Annotated in this window: 18 protein-coding genes; 15 read left to right on the top strand and 3 right to left on the bottom strand. The window is 46.5% G+C overall.

What is annotated here, in order from left to right; all coding sequences use genetic code 11:
* Positions 1-12 precede the first annotated feature (12 nt).
* The 6 genes from BUA12_RS03035 (at position 13) to rbsK (ending at position 8,200) form a co-directional block, all read left to right on the top strand.
* On the top strand, positions 13-1,122 hold the full coding sequence (locus BUA12_RS03035; protein ID WP_072708160.1) for a metallophosphoesterase family protein: 1,110 nt from the start codon (positions 13-15) through the stop codon (positions 1,120-1,122).
* Positions 1,109-4,093, top strand: coding sequence for an AAA family ATPase (locus BUA12_RS03030; RefSeq protein WP_072708158.1), 2,985 nt, complete (start codon positions 1,109-1,111; stop codon positions 4,091-4,093). Before BUA12_RS03035 ends, BUA12_RS03030 begins: the two co-directional genes overlap by 14 nt.
* Before the next feature lie 34 nt (positions 4,094-4,127).
* Complete coding sequence (locus BUA12_RS03025) at positions 4,128-5,546, top strand: MDR family MFS transporter (protein WP_072708156.1); 1,419 nt, start codon at positions 4,128-4,130, stop codon at positions 5,544-5,546.
* A gap of 96 nt (positions 5,547-5,642) precedes the next feature.
* A complete protein-coding gene (locus tag BUA12_RS03020; protein WP_072708154.1) occupies positions 5,643-6,257 on the top strand; it encodes an SCO family protein in 615 nt (204 codons plus the stop codon).
* Between the two features lie 142 nt (positions 6,258-6,399).
* Positions 6,400-7,338: a nucleoside hydrolase gene (locus BUA12_RS03015; RefSeq protein WP_072708152.1), complete on the top strand. Its 939-nt coding sequence runs from the start codon at positions 6,400-6,402 to the stop codon at positions 7,336-7,338.
* On the top strand, positions 7,331-8,200 hold the full coding sequence (gene rbsK, locus BUA12_RS03010; RefSeq protein WP_072708150.1) for a ribokinase: 870 nt from the start codon (positions 7,331-7,333) through the stop codon (positions 8,198-8,200). The genes BUA12_RS03015 and rbsK overlap by 8 nt, the downstream gene beginning before the upstream one ends.
* A 149-nt stretch (positions 8,201-8,349) precedes the next feature.
* On the opposite strand, the gene BUA12_RS03005 is transcribed toward rbsK, so the two are convergent.
* Together BUA12_RS03005 and BUA12_RS03000 are read right to left on the bottom strand one after the other, a co-directional pair.
* Positions 8,350-9,591 (bottom strand): YeeE/YedE family protein, encoded by a 1,242-nt coding sequence (locus BUA12_RS03005; RefSeq protein WP_415735774.1) that lies wholly within the window; start codon positions 9,589-9,591, stop codon positions 8,350-8,352.
* A gap of 148 nt (positions 9,592-9,739) precedes the next feature.
* Entirely contained in the window at positions 9,740-10,930 is a 1,191-nt protein-coding gene (locus BUA12_RS03000; RefSeq protein ID WP_072708147.1) for an MFS transporter, read from the bottom strand.
* 258 nt (positions 10,931-11,188) lie between these two features.
* On the opposite strand from BUA12_RS03000, the gene BUA12_RS02995 reads away from it, so the two are divergent.
* The 3 genes from BUA12_RS02995 to BUA12_RS02985 all read left to right on the top strand — a co-directional run bounded on the left by BUA12_RS02995 (position 11,189) and on the right by BUA12_RS02985 (position 12,842).
* Positions 11,189-12,088, top strand: a complete 900-nt coding sequence (locus BUA12_RS02995; RefSeq protein ID WP_084669868.1) for a YitT family protein — start codon at positions 11,189-11,191, stop codon at positions 12,086-12,088.
* Between the two features lie 106 nt (positions 12,089-12,194).
* Entirely contained in the window at positions 12,195-12,383 is a 189-nt protein-coding gene (locus BUA12_RS02990; protein ID WP_072708144.1) for a hypothetical protein, read from the top strand.
* 24 nt (positions 12,384-12,407) lie between these two features.
* Positions 12,408-12,842: an Hsp20/alpha crystallin family protein gene (locus BUA12_RS02985; RefSeq protein WP_072708142.1), complete on the top strand. Its 435-nt coding sequence runs from the start codon at positions 12,408-12,410 to the stop codon at positions 12,840-12,842.
* 65 nt (positions 12,843-12,907) lie between these two features.
* Here BUA12_RS02985 and BUA12_RS02980 read toward each other — a convergent pair whose 3' ends face one another.
* On the bottom strand, positions 12,908-13,831 hold the full coding sequence (locus BUA12_RS02980) for a DUF5996 family protein (protein ID WP_072708140.1): 924 nt from the start codon (positions 13,829-13,831) through the stop codon (positions 12,908-12,910).
* A 240-nt stretch (positions 13,832-14,071) separates the two neighbouring features.
* Between BUA12_RS02980 and BUA12_RS02975 the strand changes: the two genes are divergently transcribed.
* The 6 genes from BUA12_RS02975 (at position 14,072) to BUA12_RS02950 (ending at position 19,429) form a co-directional block, all read left to right on the top strand.
* Positions 14,072-14,788 (top strand): prepilin peptidase, encoded by a 717-nt coding sequence (locus BUA12_RS02975; protein ID WP_072708138.1) that lies wholly within the window; start codon positions 14,072-14,074, stop codon positions 14,786-14,788.
* Positions 14,785-15,468 carry a RadC family protein gene (gene radC, locus BUA12_RS02970; RefSeq protein ID WP_072708136.1) on the top strand — a complete coding sequence of 228 codons (684 nt, stop codon included), beginning with the start codon at positions 14,785-14,787 and terminating at the stop codon, positions 15,466-15,468. Before BUA12_RS02975 ends, radC begins: the two co-directional genes overlap by 4 nt.
* An 11-nt stretch (positions 15,469-15,479) precedes the next feature.
* Entirely contained in the window at positions 15,480-15,842 is a 363-nt protein-coding gene (locus tag BUA12_RS02965; protein ID WP_072708134.1) for a hypothetical protein, read from the top strand.
* Between the two features lie 184 nt (positions 15,843-16,026).
* Entirely contained in the window at positions 16,027-16,521 is a 495-nt protein-coding gene (locus tag BUA12_RS02960) for a CarD family transcriptional regulator (RefSeq protein WP_072708132.1), read from the top strand.
* A gap of 422 nt (positions 16,522-16,943) precedes the next feature.
* Complete coding sequence (locus BUA12_RS02955; RefSeq protein ID WP_072708130.1) at positions 16,944-18,233, top strand: amidohydrolase; 1,290 nt, start codon at positions 16,944-16,946, stop codon at positions 18,231-18,233.
* Positions 18,233-19,429: an RtcB family protein gene (locus tag BUA12_RS02950; protein ID WP_072708128.1), complete on the top strand. Its 1,197-nt coding sequence runs from the start codon at positions 18,233-18,235 to the stop codon at positions 19,427-19,429. Before BUA12_RS02955 ends, BUA12_RS02950 begins: the two co-directional genes overlap by 1 nt.
* The last annotated feature ends 42 nt before the right edge of the window (positions 19,430-19,471 follow it).

Here is a 19,471-nt window from a genome sequence, read left to right as displayed (position 1 = left end):
GAGGTGTTGATCATGAAAATTCTACATACCGCCGACTGGCATATCGGAAAAAAATTAAACGGCAGGGACCTGATGGAAGATCAGGAGTTTGTACTGGACCAGCTGATTGGACATATAAAAGAAATGAAACCCGATATCATCGTGATAGCAGGGGATATCTATGACAGAAGCAACCCGCCGAGGGAGGCGCTCAATCTTGTCAACCGCTACCTCCATAAGATGAATGTCGAAATGGGCATCCCGGTGCTGATGAACAGCGGCAACCATGATTCCAGGGCTTTGCTTGATTATGGCTCGGCATGGTTCAAGGCGACGGACCTATACATACATACGGCGATAGAAGAAGTCTTCACCCCGGTCACCATAGGCGGCATCGATTTTCATCTGGTACCGCATATAGATGTTTTGGAGGCAAGGCAGTATTTTGGTGAGAGCAGCCTTCGTACACATCAGGATGTTTATGAACATATTGTGGAGAGGATGGGTCCAGACCCCACCCGGAAGAATATCCTGATCGGACATCTGTTCATCCAGGAAGGCAAACAGAGTGATTCCGAGCGTGCGCTCTCCATCGGGATGTCGGAAGAGGTGAGCAGTGATGTCTTCCGGGATTTTGATCATGTGCTGCTGGGGCATCTGCATCACCCGTTTGCAATCAACCATGAAAAGATTCACTACAGCGGTTCATTGCTCAAGTATTCCTTCAATGAAGTGAATCAGCCCAAAGGTTTCAGATGGCTGGACACGGACGAAGGGACAGTGAAGTTCATACCATTGCCGCCGAAACATGACATCGTTGAATATGAAGGGGATTTTGATGATCTGATCAATGAAAGGATCGATTTCAAAGATAAGAGCGCATACTTCAAATTCATCTTGAGCAATCTGAGCCATGTCAAGGAGCCCATGTCGAAGATCAGGATGATCTACCCGAACACACTGGAATTGAAAGTGAAAACGGAAGATCACGGCTTCAATATGACGACGATTGATATGAAGGAAACGAGTGACTATGACATCTATGCATCCTTCATAGAAGAAGTCGCCAAACGGCCGCCTACAGAAATTGAAATGGGGATTTTCAAAGAGCATTTCGGAGGTGGTCAAAATGAAGCCCATTAAATTGGAGATGGAACATTTCGGCCCTTTCAAAAATGAAACGATCGACTTCAGAAGTGTGGAGGGTCAGATGTTCCTCATCAGCGGTAAGACAGGGTCCGGCAAGACGATGATCTTCGATGCGATCACATTCGGTCTGTACGGTCAGACTTCCACCAAGGACCGGGATGAGGATTCGGTCAGGAGCCAGTTTGCAACAGACGAGGACGTATCGAGGGTGAGCCTGGAATTTAAAATAGGCGGGCAAAAATATAAAGTGGAGCGGGAACTCAGCTTCAGCAAGGAAGGCAGGAAATCCAAAGTCCCTTCGAAAGCGGCACTTTATGCAGAAGATGGCACTGTGCTCGAAAGTTCCGTGACCGGCGTGACGAACAAAATCATAGAAATCATCCAGTTGACGGCTGAACAGTTCAGACAGATACTGATCCTTCCACAAGGGGAATTCAAAAGACTGCTTGTCTCGACAAGTGAAGAGAAACAGAAAATATTAAGGACGCTGTTCCGCACGGAACGCTTTGTGCATTTTGAACTGAAGCTGAGGGACCTTGAGAGGAATGTGCAGACCGAAATGCATCACCTCGAAGCAAAGATTTCAGAACAGCTGAGCACATTGCCTGACAGTGAAGAGCATCCGAGCTTCCACCACAGACTCACCTTTCTTGAAAAGAAGATTGAAGGGGCCCGTCTTGAGTCAGGCGGACTGGAAGGGAGAATCCGGGCGGCAAGGGCAAAACGCAACGCGCTGCAGGAAGAATTGAACAATAAAACCGCACATAATGAAAAAGTGGCCAAACTTCAGGAATTGACCGGGCAGCAGGAAAGGCTTGAAAACCGGTCGGGGAGCATCCGGCTGATGGAAGGGGAAATCGCCGATTATAAAAGGGTTTCTGCAATCAGTTTTGAACTGAAACGTGAGCAGGAACTCAAGACCCAGCTCATAAAATCGGAAGATAAATTTGAAGAATTGAATTCGGATCATGACAAAATTGAGGAGGAGTACGCGGCACTTCAGGAAGAATTGTCCATCCTCGGAAGTAATGAATGCAAAATCAATGAAAGTGAGCGCTTCATCACGCGTAATGAACGATTTTTGGATGATAGATTCGAGACCCTTCCAAAGCGTATTGATTGGTTGAATAAGGAGTTGGAACAGCTCAGGCAGTCATGCAGAAAATTGAATGATGAATATGCATCGCTCGGTGAGGCGCTTGAGACACTGACTGTTTCTCATGAGGATTTTGAAACGCTCACATCGGGGAAGCATGCTCTGGAACTTGAACAGCAGGCGCTCAAAAGGGCACTGGAGCAGGAAGGGAAATACATCGGCTACGACAGTGAAATCAACGCCATAAAAGAGAAATTACGCATCAATGAAAATAATCGTCATGAGTGTGAACAGTCGCTCGAGAGCGTGAAATCCACTGTTCACAGCAAATTCAAGAAAGAAGACCGGGAACATATCGAGCACCTGTTCAGTCACCTGGAAGTCGGCGGGGCGTGTCCAGTCTGTCAGAAGACGGTGGAGGAAATGCCGGACGCGCCGTATTATATGAGCGAGGCGGAGGAAGAGCATATCAGCACGCTGAATGCCCGCCTTGAGAAGTTGAAGGATGAAAATGAATCGCTCCGTCATGAAGAGAGAATGTACGTGAAACTGTTGCAGGATGCAGAACGTCTGCCTTACGACAAGCTGGCGGAAGAGCTTGAGGTCATCAAAGCCTCTGTGTCTGAAGCCGACGGGGAACTGAAAGATATAAAAAACAGACTGGAAAGAAAAGAGACGATTCAAACAGAACGGGATGAAAAGTCCAACCTGCTCCATAAAGGGAACATTGAAATCGAGAAGACCGGAAACAGGATCGGACAGCTTGAGGAGCATCTGAAAGATTTCAGTCGCGAAACCGGTTTTGATGATTACAGTGAGTTCAAATACCATATGGAGCACTCCAAAAAAGAAGCTGAAGCATACAGGCAGCATAAAGAATCTCTGGAGGCACGCCGTGATGCCCTGAATCAGGATTTGACGATGTTGTCCCAGTCCATGAGGCACCTGAAGGAGATGATGGACGGGGACAAGGAGACGATCAGTGGCTTGAGTGCGGTGGTGGATGACTTTCTTGACAAAGAGCCGTTCATCGACAGGGCTGAACTCCATCAGTTATTGAGTATGCACGATATGGAAGCCAAAGAGCAGGAAGTACATGACTTCCACCGTGAAAAATCATCCATTGAGACCCAGATCGATGCCATCAAAAAGGAATTATCGCACGGGGAGTCCTTTGACCTCAAAGAAGATCGGGCAATGGTCGGGCAGGCTGATGACGAACTGGAGCGGCTGCAGACGGAGCTTGCCGTGCTGCATAATGATATCCGCCAGTTCCAGCGCGTTTTTGAGACTGTCTCAACATACATCGGGGATTATGAGACGAAGAAAGAGCGGTATCAGGCGGTCCATGAGCTGTTTCAGAAAGTGACGGGCAACAACCACAGTAAGATTTCACTGGAACGTTATGTGCTGACTTATTTCCTTGAGAAAATATTGAACATCGCAAACAGCCGTCTTCTGGAGATGACGAATCACAGATATGCCCTGATCCGCAGCCGGGCTGCGTCCAGGCGCAAAACCGGACTGGATATTGAAGTGTTCGATTATTACAATAACTCCGCGAGGCATATATCTTCATTGTCGGGCGGCGAAACCTTCCAGGCGTCCCTGTCCCTTGCGCTTGCACTCAGCGAAGCGGTACAGCAGGAAGCGGGCGGCATCCACCTCGACACCATGTTTATCGATGAAGGTTTTGGTACACTGGATAAAGAAACGCTGGAAATAGCGATCTCGACCTTGATCGATCTTCAGTCCGGGGGGAAGACGATAGGTATCATTTCCCATGTGACTGAATTGAAAGAGCAATTGCACCATATCCTGGAAGTCAAATCCGAAGATGAAATGAGTACAGCCACATTCAACATATAGTGCTTTATTTCTGATTTAAGAAAGAAGTGTCAACATGGAGAATAAACTGTCGAAGTTTTTCAATGAGAGGAACTTCGTTGTCGCAAATTTACTTTTTGGTGCCTTTATCGCCATATTGAACCAGACATTGCTGGTCACGGCTGTACCATCCATCATGGAAGATCTGGAGATCCCCTTCAGCACCGCCCAGTGGCTGACGACCGGTTTCTTTCTGGTGAACGGGATTATGATACCAGTGACTGCATTTTTAATCAATAAATTCACAACGAGAAAATTATATTTATTCGGCATGACCTTATTCACCATCGGCACTGTCATCGCTGCCGTTGCCCCTTCCTTCGGCATACTGCTTACAGGGCGCATTGTCCAGGCGGCAGCGGCGGGCATCATGATGCCGCTGACCCAGGTGGTGCTGCTCAAAATGTTTGCACCGGAAAAGCGCGGCCGTGCGATGGGGCTGTTCGGCCTGATCATCGGCTTTGCGCCGGCCATCGGCCCTTCATTATCAGGCTATATCGTTGAAATCTGGCCGTGGCGTACAGTCTTTTTCATCATCGCACCTTTTGCTGCAGTGAATATTTTGTTTGCGTACAGATTCATGAGGAACGTCACAGAAACCACAGATCCGCCGGTGGATTACATATCCATCATCTTCTCCACACTCGGTTTCGGCGGTATGCTGTACGGATTCTCGGTTGCAGGGATAAGCGGGTGGATGGAACCCGGGACCATTTTACCGATTCTCATCGGCGCGGCAATCGTCGTCATATTTGTGCGCCGACAGCTGCGGCTGGATATCCCGCTCCTCGAGCTCAGGGTCTTCAAGAACAAATATTTTCTGCTCAGCACTTTAATCGGTGTGATCGTCTTCACCTCGATGGTGAGTGCAAACAACATCCTGCCGGTGTTGATGCAGGATATGCTTGGATATACAGCGTTCGAGTCAGGTCTTGCGCTGCTCCCCGGTGCTTTGATGATGGGATCCTTCGGCCTGGCTGCCGGGTTTTTATTTGACAAGTACGGCATCAGGCTGCTGACTTTCACTTCAATGGGGATCATTTTAATCACCTCGGTCATGCTGGCGTTGCTGGATGAAAACACATCCTGGACCTACATCACAATCGTCTATGCGTTCCGGCTGGTCGGGGCCGGTTTATCCATGATGCCGCTCACCACGTTTGCCATGAATGCATTGGAGGAACATTTGCTGCCCCATGGCACCTCCATCAATAACACGATGAGGCAGATCGGCAGTTCACTGTTCACCGCTCTCCTCATCACAGTGATGACGGGGTTTGCCTTCAATTTTTCCGCAGGCGGAGCACCCACGACTGCAGAAGAGATCATGGGAGTCAACGTCTCCTTCATCGTGGCCGCAGTGCTTGCCTTCATCGGTCTTGTCATGGCTTTCTTCCTGAAGGAACAGCCCGGTGCAAAAATGACAGAAACGTGATAAATACCTCAATGACATATTAAATTCACAATGATGAGGCCAATCAACGTTTTTAATTTGTTATATTAGAAGTAATTGAAATATGGAGGGAATGGATTGAAGAACTTTATTTTGTTTGCACTGATCTCTTCATTGTTGCTTGGTGCCTGCAGTGATTCGGATGTTGAAACGATGGCCAGTTTTGGCAATGAAATACAGGACTACTCAGTGACGAATCAAAATGATGAAACGTTTGAAAGAGAGGATATGGAAGGGCAAGTATGGCTGCTTGACTTCATATTTACAAACTGTGCAACAGTGTGTCCTCCAATGACAGCTAATATGACCCACGTCACCCAAGAGCTTGAAGAACGAGGCATTGAAGATTACGGGGTCCTCAGCTTCACGGTCGATCCGGATAATGACACCCCTGAAGCTCTGGCTGATTACTTAAGTTATTATGACGTGCCTGAAGAGACGGAGTGGCACTTGATGACAGGGTATGATTATGACTTCATCCGCAGTTTTGCAGAACAGAACTTCAAGACGATCGTGGCGCCGCCGCCGTCAGGCAGCAATCAGGTCACGCACGGGACCAGCTTTTATCTGATTGATGCAGATGGTAAGATCAGAAAATCCTATCCGGGGCTCGATACAGGGGATACGAGCTTTCCCGTCAATGAAATTGTGGATGATGTCTCAACATTGACTGCAGAGAAGGATTCCGATTGATATCAAAGAGCAGGGTTCTGCTCTTTTACCGGCAGCAATCAAACTGTGACAGCTGGGAATCAAAGTTAAAAGTCCTCTAAAAAAGAGGACTTTTTTTGTTGGATTATGCTACGATTAACTAAAATCCGAAAGGCTGATTTTAATGAGAAATGTAATATTGGACTGCGATCCGGGTCATGATGATGCGATATCAATCATCATTGGAGCATCAAAAAGAAGTGAACTGAACATACTCGGCATCACGACCGTGGCCGGCAATGTCGAAGTGGATAAGAATACAAGGAATGCACTGCAGGTCTGTGAAATGCTCAACCTCGATGTACCGGTGGTGGAAGGTGCTGTGAGGCCGCTGGTCAGGGAAAGTGAAGTTGCACCTGAAATCCATGGGGACACGGGGCTCGACGGTCCTGTGCTCAGCCCGCCCGAGAAAAAGAAGTCACCGGGGCACGCGGTGGACTTCATCATCGGGGAAGTCAGGAAGAGCGATGAGAAAGTGACGCTTGTCCCGACGGGACCGCTCACCAACATAGCACTTGCCCTGATCAAGGACCCGTCAATTAAAGACAATATTGATGAAATCGTCCTGATGGGCGGCGGGACATTCGGCAACTGGACACCGGCAGCCGAGTTCAACATTTATGTGGATGCAGAGGCTGCGAAAGTCGTTTATGAGAGCGGTGTACCTGTCACGATGTTCGGTCTTGACGTCACTCACCAGGTTATTGCGGATGAAGCGGTCATCAGCAGGGTGGCTGAAATTGATAACGATATCGCCGGCTTCGTCAAAGAACTGCTCATATTCTTTGCAGAGACCTACAAAAACCATTTCGGCTTTCCAGGCGGACCGATACATGACGCATGCACGACGATGTATCTGCTCGACCCCGAAATGTTCACTTTTGAAGATGTCAATGTAACGATTGAAACGAAAGGTGAAGCGACATATGGCATGACTGTGGTCGACCTGCTCAAAACGACAGGTAAGGCTGAAAACGTCAAATTCGCAACCGGAGTTGATGAGGAAACTTTCTGGAAAATCTTCCTGGATGTGCTGGCATCTTATGGTGAGGCGGATGCGTAAACCGAAAATCACGATCGTCGGCAGCATCAATATGGATCTTGTGACCATCACGGATGAAGTGGCTAAGCAGGGTGAGACTGTACACGGCGAAGATTTCCGGACGTTGTTCGGGGGCAAAGGTGCCAACCAGGCCGTCGCAGCAGCAAGGCTCGGTGCAGATGTTTCCATGATCGGTAAAGTCGGTGATGATGCATTCGGCAGCAGAATGATTGAAAACTTTGAAGCGAACGGTGTGGACACCAAGGGTGTCGGCATGGAAGAAGACACCCCTTCGGGAATCGCGAACATCATCGTTTCCGATAAAGACAACCGCATCATCATCGTTGCCGGTGCCAATGGCAAAGTAGACAGAACACATGTCGAACATTTTTCAGAAATCATAAAAGAGAGCGACATCGTGCTCGTCCAGTTTGAAATACCGATGGAAACATTGAGATATACGATTAATATATGTAAAAAGGAAGATGTACCGGTCATCATCAACCCCGCTCCAGTGACAGCACTTGAGGGTGAGTATTTTAAAGCGGCGGCATATATTACGCCGAACGAACATGAACGTGCCAGTCTGTTCAAAATGCGTGAGGACGGACTTCCGGAGTATTACGATAAACTGATCACCACACAGGGAGCGCAGGGGGCCTCTTATTTTAAGGATGGCAGGGAAATCGTGATGCCGCCGAAAAGCGTCGACGTCGTCGATACGACCGGCGCGGGCGATACCTTCAATGCTGCATTCGCAGTCGGCATCGCCGAAGGCAAGGATATTGAAGATGCGATTGCTTTCGCCAATACCGCCGCAGGACTGGCTGTCGGCAAAATCGGCGCACAGAGCGGAATGCCCTACAGAGCGGAAATCGGATGATATATTAATTTAAAAACCCGTAAATCCTATTTGGATTCACGGGTTTCTTCTATCAGATGTTGTGAGTATTCATGATGTTCACCTGTTCTACTCTACAATTTCCCCATTAAGTACAGCGATTAAACATTTTATCTGGTGTTTATATGAAATCAGCATACGGAATCATTCGATTTAGGGACTGACAATCCGAATAAAGGTCTGAGGTAAAGCGCCAGGAACGTGCCGCCGATTGCGACGATGCCCCAAATATAGCCGTGAAGGCTGAATGAAGCGATGCCGCCGAAGTATGCACCGATGTTGCATCCGAATGCAAGGCGTGCGCCGTAGCCCATCATCAGACCGCCGATGACGGAAGCCATGAAGTTGCCTTTGGTGATTTTAGTGAACTTGAACAGTCCTCCGGCCGCAGATGCGATGAATGCACCGAGTATGACGCCGAAATTCAATATTGTCGTGGAGTCTGCAAATATGGATGAGTTCAGTGCCGTTGCGGCTTCACCCTGCCAGTAGCCCCAGCTTGCCACATCGAAGCCGATGAACTGCGCGGCTTTTGAGCCCCATAGCGCAAAGGCTGAAGTGATGCCCCACGGTTCCCCGCGCGTCATCAGCGTCAATGCGTTGAGCACGGCAAGCGCGATTGCAGCCACCCAAAGAGGCCATGACCCCCTGAAGATCCGTTTCCAGCCGCTGGCACTCGGGAGAGGTGCAATCTTTGGAGCGTGCCTCTTCCTTTCGACCACTTTACTGATTATAGCGACGGCGGCAAATATGATCAGTGACGCAACCAACGCGCCCCCGTAACCCAGTCCTGTGGATGTCGCGAGAGAGAACTCTCCCATGGAGGGCATCTCCTCGGTCCAGAACGGCAGATGTGCTGCACCGATCGTCGTTCCGATGATGAAGAATATCAAAGTGATGAACATCACCGAACGGCCGCCGCCGATTGCGTAAAGTGTACCCGACGCACATCCGCCGCCAAGCTGCATGCCGATGCCGAAGATGAATGCCCCGACGATCAGACTGACCCCGACGGGTGCGACATATCCTGCAACCTCGGCGCCGAAGAACGATAGCCCGAGCGCGAGAATGGGTGCAAATAATACTGTTGCGGCACCGAGCATCAGCATATGTGCCCTGATGGCTTCACCGTTACCGACGGACATCAGGCGCCTGAATGCGGAAGTGAACCCGAAGCGCGCGTGGAATAAAGTATAGCCGAGCAGCAGGCCGATCAACAGCAGTACTGGCTGTACGATGACCTGGGTCACCGCCAAATATATGAGTAAGATGAGACTGGTTAAAACGCCGCCGCCGATCAGCAGTTTTTGGGGGTCATGAAGTGCATCCGTGTGACGGCGGACCGGATCCACAGGCTTACTGACGGTATTTATATTAGTTGTCAAATGAATTCTCCTTTTACCTAGTTATTAAGTATGAATTAACAATTATAAAAGGAGCACAGTCATTTGTCAAAGGAAATAAAAGGCAGTGCTTTGATAGGTGCTGCCTGAATCCCGTCTCATTAAAATTCTGCTGATGTCAATTCTGCATCCGCTTTGCACGTACATATAGGAATATGTATATGATCATGGCCATGAGTACCGAGCCGGCAGAAGCTGCGTAAATCGATGCATATCCGAAGATATAGGCCATCTGACCGAACAATATGGCACCTAGGCCGATCCCGAGGTCAAAGAATGAGAAGAAAGTGGCGTTTGCCATACCGCGCCTGTTGGCAGGTGCATTTTCAACAGACCATGCCTGGAGTGCAGGCTGTACACTGCCGAAACCGAGACCGTAGAGTGATGCTGCTATCAGCAGGACTGCCGTATTCGGCAGCCAGGCGAGCATAAGCATCGCAATGAAAATCATTAAAGCGCCCGGCATGAAGACATATAAGTGACCTCTCTTGTCATATATCCTGCCGGCGAAACTCCTGGATATCATCAGGAAGGCTGCGTAAAGAAGAAAGTACAGTTCTATCCCCGCTATGCCTCTCTCTATCGCAAAGATGGGAAGGAAAGTTGCGATCCCGCCGAAAGTAGCCGTAATGAAAAATAATAGAATGGCCGGCTGGATGGCAGTTCTTTCGAAGATGTCAAACCTCACAGGTGATGCTGCGGCTTCGGACTTCTCCACTTTCTTATAACGGATTCTTGATGCAAAAAGCAAAGCGATCAGGCCGAACCCGGCACAGATCATGAACAGCTGCGCAAATGAGATGACGCCGACAAGTGTCAGACCGAGTGTCGGACCGAGTGCCAACGCCAGGTTGCCCGAGAGGCCGAAGTAACCAAGACCCTCACCGCGCCGCTTCGGCGGGATGATGTCTGTCGCGATCGTGCCTCCGGCTGTGGTCGAAAATCCCCAGCCCATGCCCTGTAAAACCCTTAAAAGGAACAATAACAATATGCTGGATATGAAGCTGAAGCTCGCAATCGAGATGACGAATACAGCGAGCCCAACCATGTAGACGAAGCCACGGCCCTTTGATTCCAATGCGTGCCCTGCATAGGGTCTCAGCAACAATGCCGAAAAAGTGAATACACCGACGATCACTCCGACGAGCCGGTCATTGCCGCCAAGCTCCTTCAGGAATAAAGGAAGCGTCGGGAGAGTCATCTGGAAGCCCAGGAATACGAAAAAATTGGCCAGACAGACGAAGACGAAGTCGCGGGTCCATATCCTGTCTTCCATAACGGCAGCCTGTCTGTTTGGCTGAGCATTCATGAAGAAGTCCCCATTTCTTTTGAAGTTTAGTTCCATTATACAGATTAAAACGGTAAGGGACTAGAGGTATGTCGGATTTCGAAATTTTTTATCATGAAATATTATTTTATAAGGATACTTTAATTAAATTGTGGCGGAAAAACGTCTTTTCAGTAGTTTAACAATTAGGAAAATTGATAAAAGCATTGTATTGATCAGGCGTTATCGATTATCATAAGTCGGCGGTATTCAATACGGCCATATGAGGAGGTTCATTCAATGAAACGTAATAAAAGTAAAAGAAAAAGAAATTTAAAAAATATGAAATTCTTCAATACACCAAAAATCACTCTCGAGACAGTTTTGAATATATTATCAGTCATAGCAGGTTCATTCATATTTGCAGTGGGTATCAACGTGTTCATGATTGCAGGAAATCTGGGGGAAGGCGGTGTCACGGGCCTTTCAATCATCTTCCTGTATGCATTCGATATACCACTGGCCATTTCGACTTTGGTCCTGAATGGGATACTCCTGGTGATAGGCTTCAGATTCCTCTCTAAAAGGGCCATGTATTATACGATATTTGCGGTCATCCTGATGTCGATGTTCCTCGGCCTGACCGGATCGTGGTCCATCGAAAATGATGAAATCATGCTCAATGTACTATTCGGCGGCCTGTTGATCGGACTCGGCAACGGTCTTGTCATCAGGATCGGCGCGACCACCGCAGGTTCTGCAATCATCGGCAGGATCGCCAATAAGTATCTGGATATGAAGATTGCTAATGCCATATTGGCAGTGGACCTGTTCGTCATCCTGCTCAGTCTGACGGTGCTTTCAGTCCAGCAGGTGCTGCTCACAGTGGTGGCCATGTATACGGCTGTCAAAGTGATGGACTTCGTCATTGAAGGTCTCAACCCTAAAAAGGCCATCACCATCGTGTCTACAAAACCGGAAGCACTCGGTACATTGATCAACAGTGAAATCGGCCGCGGCGTCACTATGGTGAAAGGGAAGGGGTTTTACTCCAGGCAGGAGACCGATATACTGTATGTCGTCATCAGCAGATCCAGACTGGTCAGGCTGAAACGCCTGATTCAAAAGTATGATGAAAATGCGTTTGTGGTCGTAAATGACGTGAACAGCGTGCTTGGAAATTCATTCGTTAAGGAATAAAAAAATTGATCCCCCAGGAAATTTCAAAGCATAATCATTGACTATTTTTGACCAATTTGATATATAATAATTGTAAAGAGATTAAGAGTGTTTGGGAGGAGTTGGTATGGCATTGGAAAAAGTGTATATCAATGAAAAAAGCAGACCTCTGAAGCATTTAGATCAGTATCAGGAAGGTTACGGAAATGAGTACTTTGCAACAGGCGCTTTTATTAAAACCGAAGGGTTTCGCAGTTGGAAAGAATATCTAGACTCAATCGATTTAGCAAGACAAATCAGCAGAAGAATCAGTTAATATTCTACTAAGGAGTGGTCTGTTATGGCATATGATATGAAACCATTCAACAGAGATTACTTTGATATGAGTCCAAGTGAGATGTTCAGGGATTTTGGCAGACAGTTCTTCAGCAACTTCCCGGAAACGAAAAGTGTCAGAACCGATATCAATGAAATGGAAGACCGTTATGAAATGACTGCGGAGCTGCCGGGCTTTACGAAAGATGCAATTGATGTAACCTATGAGAATGGTCTGCTGACCATCAAAGCGGAAAACGATATGATGAATGAAGCGAAAGATGACGATGGCAGAGTCATCCAGAAGGAAAGGGCCTTCAGCAACGTCAAGCGGGTGTATTCGATCGGCAACGTCGATGAGGACAGCATCGAGGCTTCCTTCAAAGACGGCGTTTTATCGCTGACATTGCCAAAGCTTGAGAAGAATAAGAAGAAGTCCATCGAGGTAAGAGAAGGATAAGAATATGAAAAGAGACCCTTGAGGTCTCTTTTTTAATTTTACTTATGAATTTTTCTGCGAGACATCTATAGTGTATCCGAACGGTTACTCCGGAGATTCCCCTCCATCTTCAGCTCCTTATTAATGTAATCCATATCCCGAGAACCCAGATATCCTGCTGACTGTTTGAGCGAAGCATGGAAAAACCGGATGATTTCCTCTGAATCTGCTGACTCGACCTCTGTTTTAATTTCCATTACATATTCAGCCATCTCACTGCTGAAGTGAGATCCTCCGGGGAAGTCGTCCGTAACTTTCAAATCCTCTCCGCTGACGAAGGGATAGGGCAGTACGAAGAAGGTCGGATGATTGAAATGGTCGTCGCCCAGCCAGAAGCCGAACTCCACCATGTGCTCATCAAAAGCTGCACGTTCGATCACCTTCGAATTATCCGGGAACGGCTCATGCGCGTTGAAAACCAGAATGCATGACACATCAAAGGTACCCCAGAACAATCCCGGATAGACTTTTCTGTTTCTGAGCGGGGCGATGAATTTCAACTCGGTATCACGTGCGAAGTGGAACCACTTCAATATTTTCAACGCTGTCTCACTGTTGTAATGATGATGGTCGGTGTCCGCTTCAAAAGGCGTTTTTGTCTCCATCTCCTGGGGCGTGGTATTGATGCTGATGGCTAGACCGAGGTCCTGTGTCACGGTGATGATTTCATAGTAATAGTCCCGGATGGATTTACCGGCAGTCATCTGCACATTATTCTCATTATCCGTCGTCCTGATTGTAATGATATTATTGGCAAGGTTCGCCTCAATTTCAAAGTATATATTATTGCATTTTATTGTACCGGTCGAAAACCCTCGTGTTGTGATGTCCAGAGTGACATGTGCCCATTGCGGCTCCTGCGGTGCACAGTTCAGCTTAATTTTACCGAGAATCTGTGATATCAGCTGGATTGTCAGAACTTCCTTCTTATTGTTTTTATAAAAACTCATCAACATCACCTCTTGGTTATAATTATATACAATTTCCCCCTTTATACTAATTATTTGGATTTCGAGATAATCGAAAACTACAAAAATTAAAAAACTGCATGCAGAAATGCAAAAACTGTTGATTTCGCAAGCAGAAAGCCTGAATCTGTATAAAATATACTTCAGAAATCGAATTGTTGCGATTTTACAACAATTCAGGGTGGAAGTATGATGAATGCAGCTGAGATAAGGAGGGGTTGAATGGTTGTATTAATCGTACTTGGCGGCGTTTGCGCTTCTTTTGTATATGCGCTGACTTCCGCAAAAAATGTGTCATTCCTTTATCGAAGAAGCATTTGTGACAGTTGCAGAAGACCACTGAAGTGGTATGAACTGATCCCAATATTAAGCTTTATATTCCTGAAGGGTAGATGTCCTGTATGCAGGGAAAAAATTCCTGTCTCCAATTTCATAGTGGAGATGCTCACGATCATCGTATTTTTAGCACCAATATTTTTTCAGTTAAGCTTAAATGATTTGACGCTCTATTATTTGATCGTCCTTTTTTTGGTCCCTCTTTCCATCTTTGACTTCGAGACATTCACCATTCCCAATCACATAAATCTTATATTTCTATTTACAGGATTATTTTTAACCAACCTTCAATACCTTGACCCGCTTGGAGATTTTGCGGCCATACTGGTCCTGCATTTATTTTATTTTTTGTTCTATGGCAGTGTGGGCTATGGGGATATAAAACTGTTCAGTGTACTGACTTTGATTACACCGTTGAATTTCTTTCTTTATATCGTCATGTTCACATATTTGATCGGCGGTCTTTTTGTTGTACTGATCAATCTGTATAAAAGCAGCAGGGTCGATAAAGTGCCATTGGTCCCTTTTATAACAAACGGGGTCATGATCGTCTTTTTTCTGTATGAAGATATTCATCTAATATATACTGGAGGATTTTTATGACATTGATGATCAAAGAAATGCATTCTTCTGATAAACCGAGGGAAAGACTATTGACTTACGGTGCTGATAAATTGAATAACCAGGAACTGCTCGCGATTTTAATCAATTCAGGCAGCAGGGAAGAATCCAGCCTGTCTCTTGCAAATAACATCATTAAAGATTTCAAGACGATCAGGGATTTAAGAGATATCACCTATCAGGAATTGACGGGCATCAAAGGTATAGGCCAGGCCAAAGCGGTCACCATACTCGCCATGATTGAATTGGCTGTCCGCATGCATACCCACTCTCTTGAAGAGGATGTTTATATCAAAAGCCCTGAGGATGTATCCATGCTTTTAATGGAGAAGCTGAGATATTACCAGCAGGAACATTTTGTTGTGCTTTATTTATCAACTAAAAATATGGTCATCCATCAGGATACATTATTTAAAGGTTCATTGAACACTTCCATTGTACATCCGAGGGAAATCTTCAAAGAAGCGGTCAAAAGAAGTGCTGCTGCAATCATCTGTGTCCACAACCACCCGAGCGGGGATCCCACACCATCCCATGAAGATATTGAAGTCACGAAACGTCTCAAGGAATGCGGGGAGTTGATCGGCATAGATTTTTTGGATCATATCATAATCGGGTCGGGCCGATATTTGAGTTTAAAAGAAATGAACTATATAAATTGAGGGGTAAGAATATGGGACTGGATATGTACTTATATTTGGAAGACAAAGAGACATCAGAAATCACAGAATACAGCTATTATAGAAAGTTCAATGCGCTGCAGGGTTACTTTGTTGAAAAATACAATATTCCCAACTGCGGCCGGGTGGAGCTGGACGTGAAAACCATTGAAGGCATCTATCAGTTACTGAATGATATAAGGTACAACCGGGAGAAAGCAAGTGTGTTGATGCCGACTTTTCCGGGTCCATTTTTCGGTTCCTATGAGTACGACAGGATTTATCATAATTATGTGGATCAAGCTGCTTCCGATTTTTATCATGCCAGGTTCATAGATTTTAATAAATACAGGTTTTTCTATACTTCAAACTGGTAGAGGACAAAATGAGAAAGTGGGTTGAAGGCAGCCGGGATGTCGCTTTTGCAGGACTTCCTTCTTGTGTTAAAAAAATCGAATAAAATATTTGACATCATTAATTAGACCATGTTATCATAAAGAATTTTACTATATTTGATAAAAGTGTTATACTTAGATATGAGAAGATATTGGAGGAGATACTTTGTATCAAGTAGGCGATAACATTTTTTATCCAATGCATGGTGCCGGCCAGATAGACGCGATTGAGGAGAAAGAGGTTGGTGGTGAGAAGCAGCAGTATTATATCATCCATATGATTGATGATAATATGAAAGTGATGATACCGCAGAAAAAGGCCTCCAAGTCGAATATCCGTCCTGTTACGGATATGGATACAATTAAAGAAATTCTGACGATGATGGACACGGAAGAAGCTGACGTTGAATTGTCCTGGAAACAGAGGTTCAAAGCCAACGAAGACAGGATAAAAACGGGCAGTCTTAAATCTTGTGTCGAAGTGATTTATGATTTATTGCGTATGCAGAAGGAAGAGAAGCTGAATTCCAGTGAGAAGAGGCTGTTGAAGCAGGCTCAGAAATTCCTGATGAGCGAATTAAGGTTAGTGGAAGGCATGGATAAAGAAAATAAGGATAAATTCATATCCAGATTATCTGACGATCATGCAGCCATTTCCTAAGTTCATCCTGTTATAGCTTGTATACGGAAAATTGGTGAACAATATTACAATCTCATTACAAATTGGAGAAATAGGTTTTATCCCTTGAAATGAGAATCAGATTAAAATATAATGAAGATAACATAACAAGGCCGTCAACGAAGTATTCCTATATAGATATTCGTTTCATCGACGCCTTCCGATAGAGTGGCACTGCTTGCCCTCTAGATATCATATATTATATTATTTATCTGTGAAAGAGACTGGATGCCCAGTCTCTTTTTTTTCTTGAAATTCTCCGGAGTGCCCAAATCTATCAATAAACTTTTGGAACGTCATGCCCAGGGTATTGATCAACCTCAATATCCAGGGCTTTTTAGTGTATAGTATAATGTAATAAAATCATCAGTTGAAAAGGGCGTATGACGAGAAGGGGGATCTTCATGTTTGAGACCGAAGGGGAAAGCTTGAAATGTGCTGGGAATGTTGAATCGTATGTCCTCGGCATACAAAGGGACCTGCATGCACATCCTGAAGTGAGCGGCGAAGAAAGAAGGACGATCAGCCTCATTACAGGGGAATTGGGGAAGATGGGACTATCATATGAAGTGATACCGAACGGGGGGATCCTTTCAATAATAGAAGGGGCTCAGCCGGGCCGCTCCCTGGTGCTGAGGGCGGATATCGATGCTTTGCCGATGCAGGAGGATGAGCATAACCTAAAAATGAAGAAGACCGTCATTTCAAAATATGATGAAGCCGCACATCTTTGCGGGCATGACGGTCATACGGCGATGCTGCTTGGAGCCGCAAAAAACCTTGTGGAAAATAAAGACAAAATCCATGGCAGGGTGATACTCGCCTTCGAACAGGGCGAAGAAGACGGCCGGGGAATCGTCGGTATATTAGGAAGGATTCTGCAAATCGGAGCGGATGGCGTGTGGGGCATCCATTTAAAGGCGGATATACCATCGGGGAAAATATCGGTTGACCCAGGGCCCAGAATGGCAGGCGCGTTCATGTTCGATGTCAAAATCAATGGCAACGGCGGCCATGGTGCGAGGCCGGACCTCGCTGATACACCGATTGATGTATTTACGGATTTTTATAATCAACTGAAATCCATGCGCATGAATACTTTGGATCCGTTCAAAGCCATCACTTTTTCTATGGGGAGCGTGAATGCCGGCTCGAATCATAATATCATCCCGGACAGCCTCAACTTCAAAGGCACATTCAGATATCTGCATTATGAGCAGGGGTTGGCTGCCGAAAGGGCGTTCAAGGAGAAACTGAAGAGTATCGCCGAACTCCACAACTGTACATATGAATACATTGCAGAGCCTTTCGCGATGGATCTAGCGGTCTATAATCAGGAGGAATGTGCGGCAATTGCTGCAGAAGCTGTAAAAAAATCGCTCGGGCAAAACGTGATCTACAATTACGCTGCGTGGATGGCGTCGGAACCTTTTGCGTTCTATCAGAAATACCTGCCTGGAGTCTTCGCTTTCGTCGGCATCGGAAATGAAGAGAAAGGTACAGGTGCGGATCACCACCATTCAAAGTTCGAACTGGACGAGGATGTATTGAAGCTCGGGGTGGCTGTGACACTCCAATATACAGTTGATTTCCTGAAATCTGATAAAGATATCACGTTTGAAGCTGAAGAGATGGATGTGAAAACACTTGCTGAAAAAGCAGGGATCAAAGTGTATGAGCAGGAGGGGTCATAGTGGAGATTGAAGGTAGGAACGGTACCGCAAAAGCATTCATAGATACGATTGAAGACCAGACCAAACAGCAGATTGCCAAGATGCTGGACAGTGATATTACAGAAAACACCAAAGTGCGGATCATGCCGGACGTGCACTTCGGTAAAGGTTCGACGATCGGTACGACGATCCGGCTGCGCGAGTCACAGGCAGAGTGGAAAGTCTCCCCGAATGTCGTGGGTGTGGATATCGGTTGCGGCATGATGTCGTATAAGCTCGCGGATTTCAATGTCCCGTTGGATCAGTTCGACAAAATTGTAGGGAACAAGGTGCCGAGCGGCAAGGGCGTGCATGCAGCGCCCAATTCCGATTCTGACGAATGGACGAAAAACCTTACGATCCCTTTATCGGATAAAGAGAAGGAGTACATCAGCCGGTCACTCGGCACGCTCGGCGGCGGGAACCATTTCATTGAGCTTGCTGTTGATGAAAACGGCGGCCACTGGCTCACCGTCCATTCAGGTTCAAGGAAGCTCGGTCATATGATTGCGACATATCATCAAAAAATCGCCAACTTCACGCGGGACAACCCGGAAAATGAAGAGCTGCTCCACTCCTTAAAGGAGACGGGGCATTATGAGGAAATCCATAAACACTTGAATCCCGGCAAGAAGAAACGGAAGAGGGTGGATGATCTTGCATATCTCGAAGGTGACCTCCTCGCCGACTATATCAATGATATGGCGATCGCCCAGCAGTTTGCGCATGCGAACCGTAAATCCATGCTGGATGCGATGATCGAGGCCGCGGGACTCGAGCCTGTAGATGCATTCGATTCCATCCATAATTTCATAGATATCGAGAATGGCATCATCCGAAAAGGGGCGACGAGCGCCCGGGAAGGCGAGCGTCTCATCATCCCGCTCAACATGAGGGATGGCTCGCTGATCTGCGCGGGTAAAGGCAACCCGGACTGGAACTTCTCCGCACCCCACGGGGCGGGCAGGGTGATGAGCCGCACACAGGCTAGTAAAACCATCGACGTCAAAGCCTTCATGGATTCCATGAAGGGAGTCTATTCCTCATCGGTCGGCCAGAAGACCGTGGATGAATCACCTTTTGTATATAAGGCGGCAGAGGATATCATTTCCCGTATCGGGGATACGGTCGAAATCCAGCACTGGATCAAGCCTATATATAATTTTAAAGCAAAGTAGGCGTTTCGAACGGAAGAGGTCACCTTTATCATAATCACTACT

This window comes from Lacicoccus alkaliphilus DSM 16010 (assembly GCF_900142805.1).
In the GTDB taxonomy this organism is placed as follows: Bacteria; Bacillota; Bacilli; order Staphylococcales; family Salinicoccaceae; genus Lacicoccus; species Lacicoccus alkaliphilus.
Note: the sequence above shows the minus strand (reverse complement) of the source record. Positions and strands in the feature narration are given on the sequence as shown.

What these genes read in the sequence shown, in the direction of transcription:
- BUA12_RS03025 (WP_072708156.1), top strand. Translation starts at nt 4,128, where the DNA reads ATGGAGAATAAACTGTCGAAGTTTTTCAATGAGAGGAACTTCGTTGTC.
- BUA12_RS03030 (WP_072708158.1), top strand. Translation starts at nt 1,109, where the DNA reads ATGAAGCCCATTAAATTGGAGATGGAACATTTCGGCCCTTTCAAAAAT.
- BUA12_RS02955 (WP_072708130.1), top strand. Translation starts at nt 16,944, where the DNA reads ATGTTTGAGACCGAAGGGGAAAGCTTGAAATGTGCTGGGAATGTTGAA.
- BUA12_RS02990 (WP_072708144.1), top strand. Translation starts at nt 12,195, where the DNA reads ATGGCATTGGAAAAAGTGTATATCAATGAAAAAAGCAGACCTCTGAAG.
- BUA12_RS02975 (WP_072708138.1), top strand. Translation starts at nt 14,072, where the DNA reads ATGGTTGTATTAATCGTACTTGGCGGCGTTTGCGCTTCTTTTGTATAT.
- BUA12_RS03015 (WP_072708152.1), top strand. Translation starts at nt 6,400, where the DNA reads ATGAGAAATGTAATATTGGACTGCGATCCGGGTCATGATGATGCGATA.
- BUA12_RS03035 (WP_072708160.1), top strand. Translation starts at nt 13, where the DNA reads ATGAAAATTCTACATACCGCCGACTGGCATATCGGAAAAAAATTAAAC.
- BUA12_RS02980 (WP_072708140.1), bottom strand. Translation starts at nt 13,831, where the DNA reads ATGAGTTTTTATAAAAACAATAAGAAGGAAGTTCTGACAATCCAGCTG.
- radC (WP_072708136.1), top strand. Translation starts at nt 14,785, where the DNA reads ATGACATTGATGATCAAAGAAATGCATTCTTCTGATAAACCGAGGGAA.
- rbsK (WP_072708150.1), top strand. Translation starts at nt 7,331, where the DNA reads ATGCGTAAACCGAAAATCACGATCGTCGGCAGCATCAATATGGATCTT.
- BUA12_RS02995 (WP_084669868.1), top strand. Translation starts at nt 11,189, where the DNA reads ATGAAACGTAATAAAAGTAAAAGAAAAAGAAATTTAAAAAATATGAAA.
- BUA12_RS02965 (WP_072708134.1), top strand. Translation starts at nt 15,480, where the DNA reads ATGGGACTGGATATGTACTTATATTTGGAAGACAAAGAGACATCAGAA.
- BUA12_RS02985 (WP_072708142.1), top strand. Translation starts at nt 12,408, where the DNA reads ATGGCATATGATATGAAACCATTCAACAGAGATTACTTTGATATGAGT.
- BUA12_RS03000 (WP_072708147.1), bottom strand. Translation starts at nt 10,930, where the DNA reads ATGAATGCTCAGCCAAACAGACAGGCTGCCGTTATGGAAGACAGGATA.